At 72.8% G+C, this 6,000-nt stretch carries 6 protein-coding genes; 5 read left to right on the plus strand and 1 reads right to left on the minus strand.

Translation table 11 applies throughout. The features are described 5' to 3' along the window. Positions 1–205 precede the first annotated feature (205 nt). The gene (locus FV242_RS23180) at positions 206–661 is read right to left on the minus strand and encodes a hypothetical protein (protein WP_147910596.1); all 456 of its coding nucleotides are present in this window, start codon (positions 659–661) and stop codon (positions 206–208) included. Between the two features lie 671 nt (positions 662–1,332). Between FV242_RS23180 and FV242_RS23185 the strand changes: the two genes are divergently transcribed. From FV242_RS23185 to FV242_RS23205, 5 genes are all read left to right on the plus strand, one after another. After that, positions 1,333–1,620 (plus strand): DUF3761 domain-containing protein, encoded by a 288-nt coding sequence (locus tag FV242_RS23185; protein ID WP_147940569.1) that lies wholly within the window; start codon positions 1,333–1,335, stop codon positions 1,618–1,620. A gap of 113 nt (positions 1,621–1,733) precedes the next feature. Then, positions 1,734–2,444: a hypothetical protein gene (locus FV242_RS23190; protein ID WP_147940570.1), complete on the plus strand. Its 711-nt coding sequence runs from the start codon at positions 1,734–1,736 to the stop codon at positions 2,442–2,444. Beyond that, positions 2,410–3,720, plus strand: coding sequence for a DNA-packaging protein (locus tag FV242_RS23195; protein ID WP_187278525.1), 1,311 nt, complete (start codon positions 2,410–2,412; stop codon positions 3,718–3,720). The genes FV242_RS23190 and FV242_RS23195 overlap by 35 nt, the downstream gene beginning before the upstream one ends. 166 nt (positions 3,721–3,886) lie before the next feature. Then, on the plus strand, positions 3,887–4,078 hold the full coding sequence (locus tag FV242_RS23200; protein WP_147910588.1) for a hypothetical protein: 192 nt from the start codon (positions 3,887–3,889) through the stop codon (positions 4,076–4,078). Positions 4,079–4,720: 642 nt separating this feature from the next. Continuing rightward, positions 4,721–5,911 (plus strand): phage portal protein, encoded by a 1,191-nt coding sequence (locus FV242_RS23205; protein WP_147940571.1) that lies wholly within the window; start codon positions 4,721–4,723, stop codon positions 5,909–5,911. Positions 5,912–6,000 lie beyond the last annotated feature (89 nt).

The following is a 6,000-nucleotide window of genomic DNA, read 5'->3' on the forward strand; positions in this document are numbered from 1 at the left end:
ATCCGAGGAGCGTGCCGCCCCGCGCCCGTCGATCCAAGAGGCGCGCGAGGCCGGGAAAGACCGGTCAGGCGGGGCTTTCAAAACCGCACGTGCTCCCGCGGGGCCCGACCGGCGCGTCTTCGTGAGGCGCTCACCATCGGAGGGCCGGCGCGCGCCTTCAGGGCCACGACCGAACCCTCCCTGCTTCCGATGTCCCGGCCGCGGGTCAGGCCCGGCGGCGTTGGCCCGACAGCGTGTCGTTGGCGACGGCGCGGGGCGCCTCGGACTGGATGTTCACCATCGGCTTGTGCGCGGCGGCGGGATGCCGGCTGCGCACGGCGGCAAGGAGGAGGCCGGCGAAGACCGCCGCGCTTCCCGCGCCGAACGGGGCCAGGAGGACCGCGCCGGGGCCGAACCATGGCCATGCGCCGACACAGGTCAGAATGCCACCCGCCAGGGTGGCCAGCACCAGAACGAACACTTCGCCCCCGTATTCATTTTCGAACGCGTCGCCGACGCGCCAGTCACATAGATTACCGTCGCACAGGTCTCCCCGGCAACCCCGGTATTTTTGCAGGACGCGCGACGAAAACGGCTCGCTCCATGTCCAATACGCAGATCGGACGCGGGTGACTGCAGCGAAAGCACGGTTCGACCAATAAAGTATCGAACCGGATTTCATGGTGCCTCAAGACTTTTTCTAGACCTGTGCTTGGTGTTCGACGGGCGCCGGGCCACCGCATACGCGAAGGTCTGTCTCGATCGCGTGCAGTCCCGGACCTGTCGCTCTGCTCTGGAAGCCTGCGCCGGGGCCATCGACAGCGCTGCCGCTCCCGGGCGCTGCGCGCATCGCCAAACCCGGAAAACCCACCGCAGACGGCAATCAGGAGCCTCTGACGGTGCAGGATCCCGACCCGCCGATGAGGCCGGATCCGGCGCAACATCCGGCCCCGCAAAGGAAATTTCGCCATCGCGCGCCGTCGCGGTGCCGCACGGTGCGGATCGGGTCTCGCCTGGGACGCGGCGCGACCCGCGCGGCCCCGCCGCCCACGATTACAACTTGCGAGATGTTTAAAGCTAACCCGAGATAGTCCGTGACGGCCCCGCACGGGTTGTGTCTGATGCCATTCGACACAACCCATAGGGTACCCTGTGAGACCGAACCCGATCCGCCCCGGGGCTTTGCTGTCGGCCGATGCCGGCCCCCCCCGAGGATCCGGTGGCGGTCGCGGGCCGAGCGCCACCGGCCCGAACGACACCGCGCGCGACGATTCCGGGGCAGCAGTAAGCCCCTTGCCGGCGCGGTCGCCAAGCGCGGTCGCCAAGCGCGGTCGCTATGCGCGGTGCCGACCGGTGAGGCCCCATGCCTGCGCGCGGCTGGCGCTGGCCGGTGCCGTGCTTCTGGGATTCGCGGGCGCCGCCTGCGCCCGGGATGTCCGCGAGCCGGACGAATCGACCCTGGACCGGCATGGCCATTACCGCAGCCGCGACGGCTCCGAGGTGCATCGCCCGGCCAAGACCCGCGACGGCGGCAAGCCGGCCGGCGCCACGGCCAAGTGCCGCGACGACACCTGGAGCTTCAGCCACACGAGGCGCGGCACCTGCTCCGGCCATGGCGGCGTGGCGCGGTGGGAGGGGTGAGGCGGTGCCCCGAAGATCTGCCTAAAATCCGTTTTTAGGATTTTAGAGATTGACACCGTCGCGCTCCTCGGGTACAAGACAGGCACGGTCGAGAAGTGTGCGGAGCGGCGGCGATGCGGTCCTTCGATGCGCTCCCGTCGGAGCGGCGCGCCCTGGCCGAGCAGCTCCTGAGCGAGACTGCGTTGACGCTCGAAGAGATCAGCGCCCGCACCGGCGTCAAGCCGGCCACGATCTCCACCTGGAACGCCCGGTCCGGCTGGCTGAGGCCGCGCCGCTGGCGGCAGGACGTGGTGACGCGCTGGCCGGAGGCGCGCCGGGCGGCGCTCGGCCGCCTCATCGGCGCGGCGCAGAACGATCCCGGCGACGTCGCCGAGGCGGTCGGGATCGGGCGCGACGCCGCCCGCCGGCTGATGGCGGTCTGCGGCGTGGCCCGGCCCGAGCCGCCGGCCGAGCCCGAACGTGAGCCCCAGACCGAGCTTTCGGAGGCGGCGGTCGAGCGCGGGATCCTCGATCCGGACTCGGCGGCAGACCCGCCGGTCCTGCGGGCGCACCTGCGCGCCCACATCGCCCGGCAGATCGCCGCCTTCGACGCCGCCTTGAGCGGGCAGGGGGCGGCGGTGCTGGATTCCGCCCGGGTGCTCCGCGACCTCGGCGGCCTCAAGCGGCTGCTCGACGAGATCGCTCCGGGGCAGGCGCATGCGCGGACCGGCGGACAGGCGCAGGGGGAGGGCGGCGATGGCGGCACCGGACCCGACCTGCCTGCGCTCCGCACGGAGATCGCGCGCCGCTATGCTGGCTTTGTCCGCGACCGGAAGGCTGCCTGACTTCCTCGCGACCCTGCCGGCGCCGTTGGTCTGCGCCCTGGCCGACGACTGGCTGCACCAGGCCCGCCCCGACCAGCTGCCGCCCGCCGAGACCGCGACGCCCTGGACCACCTGGGCGGTGATCGGCGGCCGCGGCTGCGGCAAGACCCGCACCGGAGCCGAGTGGGTCGACGCGCTGGCCCGGGGCGATCCGGCCTTCACGCCGGAGCCGGTCGGGCGCATCGCCCTGGTGGGCGAGACCCATCTCGACGTGCGCGACGTGATGGTCGAGGGGCCGTCCGGCCTGCTCAACCTGCCGGCCCGGGGCCGGGTGCGCCCGCGCTGGTCGCCGAGCCTGCGCCGGCTCGCCTGGGACAACGGCGCGGTGGCCCAGGCCTTCTCGGCGGAGGAGCCCGACGCGCTGCGCGGCCCGCAATTCGGCGCCGCCTGGTGCGACGAGGCCGCCAAGTGGCGCCGGCCCGAGGCCGCGTTCGACATGCTGCAATTCGGGCTGCGGCTGGGCACCCGCCCGCGCAACCTCGTCACCACCACGCCCAGGCCGGTGCCGCTGATCCGCCGCCTGCTCGCCGACCCGCGCACCGTGGTCAGCCGCGCCCGCACCCACGACAATGCCCGGCACCTCGCCCCGGATTTTCTGGAGCAGGTGGTCGGGCGCTATGCCGGCACCCGCCTCGGCCGCCAGGAACTCGACGGCGAGCTGATCGCCGACCGGGACGATGCCCTGTGGGACCGTGCCGCCCTGGAGGCCGGCCGGGTCGGCGCCGCCCCGGAGCTCGCCCGGATCGTGGTGGCCGTGGATCCGCCCGCGACCTCGGGCGCGCGCTCGGATGCCTGCGGGATCGTGGCCGCGGGTCGGGCCGGCACCCACGCCTACGTGCTGGCGGACGCGAGCCTCGCTCGGGCGAGCCCCCAGGCCTGGGCCGGGGCGGCGCTGGCGCTCTATCATCGGTTTCGGGCCGACGCCCTGGTGGTCGAGGTCAACCAGGGCGGCGAGATGGCCGCCGCGGTGCTGGCCCAGTGCGACCCGGCGGTGCCGGTCACGCCCGTCTGCGCGACGCGGGGCAAGTACCTGCGCGCCGAGCCGGTGTCGCTGCTCTACGCCCGGGGGCTCGTCCACCATGTCGGGGCCTTCCCGGCCCTGGAGGACGAGCTGTGCGATTTCGGTCCGGACGGCCTGTCGAGCGGCGGCTCGCCCGATCGCCTCGACGCCCTGGTCTGGGCGGTGACGCACCTGCTGCTCGACGCACCCCGCGCGCCGCGGATCCGCGGCCTCTGAAACCAAATTGTGCGCGGTCACACGGGAACGTGACGCCGGGCTGCATCCTTAAATTGCATACACGCAGGGCGACTGCTATAAACCCGTGTACATCGGAGGATGGCCCGTGAACTCGGATGTTAATCCTGAGAGCTGTCTGTCCGACGGAGCCCATCGGCGCCTCCGGATGATCGCTGAGACCCTCGGCTGCCCGGTGGGCGATTTCTACGGTGTGGCGACGGTCCGCCCCGACCTGAGCGCGACGGTCGAGCTGCTGCGCCTGTGGAACGCGATCGCGAGCGAGACCGATCGGGCTGCGGTTCTGCGCTGCGCCCGAGAGGCCGCCAACGTCGTCAGCCGCGAAGTCGAGGCCGTCTGATCGGCGTCGCGGCGTTCGGTTTTCGTTTGGCCTCATCCGGAATCCGGCGGCGACCTCTCGGGACGATGTCCGAGCCCGGCGTGCCCCGATCTCGAATACCCTGCCTTCTGACGCGGTAAGTCGCCCGATCGGCGGATCTTTGCCCTGCATCCTGCGGCGCACACGCAGCCGCCGCGAAGGTTGGGCCGACATCGCTCTCAACATCAGGCTCGCGATACCCGCCGCTTCCACAGGGGCGGAGGCGCGTCGCGCCCGTTCCCGCACTGCCTAAGCGCGTCGGCTGCCGATGCGGCGCTGCGGCGCCTCGACGTGGGGTTGGGATGGCCCGCGCGTGCAGGGCGCCGGATCCAAGCCGTGCTGTCGAAGCGCGCACAAAACAATACGGCGCGCTTCTGCGGGAAGCGCGCCGGGAGTCGGTTCGTGGTCTCTGGAACGAACTGCATCCTGAATACACGACTTCGCCCATCCAGGCTGTAGCGGCGTCGCCACGGTGCCGGTTCGGGTGCGGTGTATTCGCCGCAGCCGCCGTGATGCCCGAGGGCGCTGGCCCAGACCATCCGAAGCCTCCCGGTCCAGGCCCGGCCCTCCCGGGCCGGCGGACGCTCGGAGGTCGACATCATCATGGCGCAGGAGCGGACCGGCATGGCGACCTTCCTTGATCGGATGGCGCGGGTGGCGCGCCGCGCCACCGGGGGCCCTCCGGGGCCGGCCCTCGCCACCAAGGCCGCCCCGGCCTTCGCGCTCTACACCGACGGGCGAGCGAGCTGGACCGCCCGGGACCCGGCGGCGCTGGCAAGGGCCGGCTACCAGCGCAACCCGATCGTGCACCGGGCGGTCCGGATGGTCGCCGAGGGGGCGGCCAGCCTGCCGCTCATGGCCACCGGACCGGGCGCCGGCCATGCGGCCGATCTCATGGCGCTGCTCGCCCGGCCGAACCCGCGCGAGAGCGGCACGCGCCTGCTCGAGACCGTCTACGCGGACCTGACGCTCAGCGGCATCGCCTACCTGGAGGCGGTGAGCCTCGACGGGCGGATCGCGGCCCTGCAGAGTCTGCGGCCCGGTCGGATGCGGATGCTGCCGGGTCCCGACGGCTGGCCCGCCGCCTACGTCTACACGGTGGGCGGCAGCAGCCGGCGGTTCGACCTGCCGGCACCCGGCGCCCCCGAGGTGCCCCCGATCCTGGCGCTCAGCCTGTTCCACCCGGACGACGACTATGCCGGCTTCGCCCCGATCGAGGCCGCCGCCACCGCCCTCGACATCCACAACGCCGCGAGCGCCTGGAACAAGGCGCTGCTCGACAACGCGGCCCGGCCTTCGGGTGCGCTGGTCTTCGCCGGCGCGGCGCTCACCGAACCGCAATTCGACCGGCTGAAGGCCGAGCTGGAGGCGAATTACCAGGGGGCCGCCAATGCCGGCCGGCCGCTGCTCCTGGAGGGCGGCCTGGACTGGAAGCCCCTGGCGCTGTCGCCCCGGGACATGGACTTCGTCGAGGCCAAGAACGCCGCCGCCCGGGAGATCGCCCTGGCGTTCGGGGTACCGCCCCTGCTGCTCGGCCTGCCCGGCGACAGCACCCACGCCAACTACGCCGAGGCCAACAGGGCGCTCTACCGCCAGACCCTGATCCCGCTCGCCGCCCGCACCGCCCAGGCGCTGGCCGTCTGGCTGGAGCCGGCCTTCGGACCGATGGCCCTGGAACCCGACCTCGACCGGATCGAGGCTCTGTCGGGCGAGCGGGAATCCCTGTGGCGCCGGGTCGAGGCGGCCGGGTTCCTGTCGGTCTCCGAGAAGCGCGAGGCGGTGGGCTACCCGCCGGAGCCGGAGGCGGGCGGGTGAAGGGCGCGCCGCCTGCCAGACCCGCGCGCTCTCCCTCCCCCCTCTGCGGGGGAGGGTGGCCCCCGAAGGGGGTCGGGAGAGGGGAGCGA

Origin of the sequence: Methylobacterium sp. WL64, assembly GCF_008039945.1 — a bacterium.
GTDB lineage: Bacteria > Pseudomonadota > Alphaproteobacteria > Rhizobiales > Beijerinckiaceae > Methylobacterium.

Coding starts and splice junctions, on each gene's coding strand:
- FV242_RS23180 (WP_147910596.1), bottom strand. CDS start 661: ATGAAATCCGGTTCGATACTTTATTGGTCGAACCGTGCTTTCGCTGCA.
- FV242_RS23190 (WP_147940570.1), top strand. CDS start 1,734: ATGCGGTCCTTCGATGCGCTCCCGTCGGAGCGGCGCGCCCTGGCCGAG.
- FV242_RS23195 (WP_187278525.1), top strand. CDS start 2,410: ATGCTGGCTTTGTCCGCGACCGGAAGGCTGCCTGACTTCCTCGCGACC.
- FV242_RS23200 (WP_147910588.1), top strand. CDS start 3,887: ATGATCGCTGAGACCCTCGGCTGCCCGGTGGGCGATTTCTACGGTGTG.
- FV242_RS23205 (WP_147940571.1), top strand. CDS start 4,721: ATGGCGACCTTCCTTGATCGGATGGCGCGGGTGGCGCGCCGCGCCACC.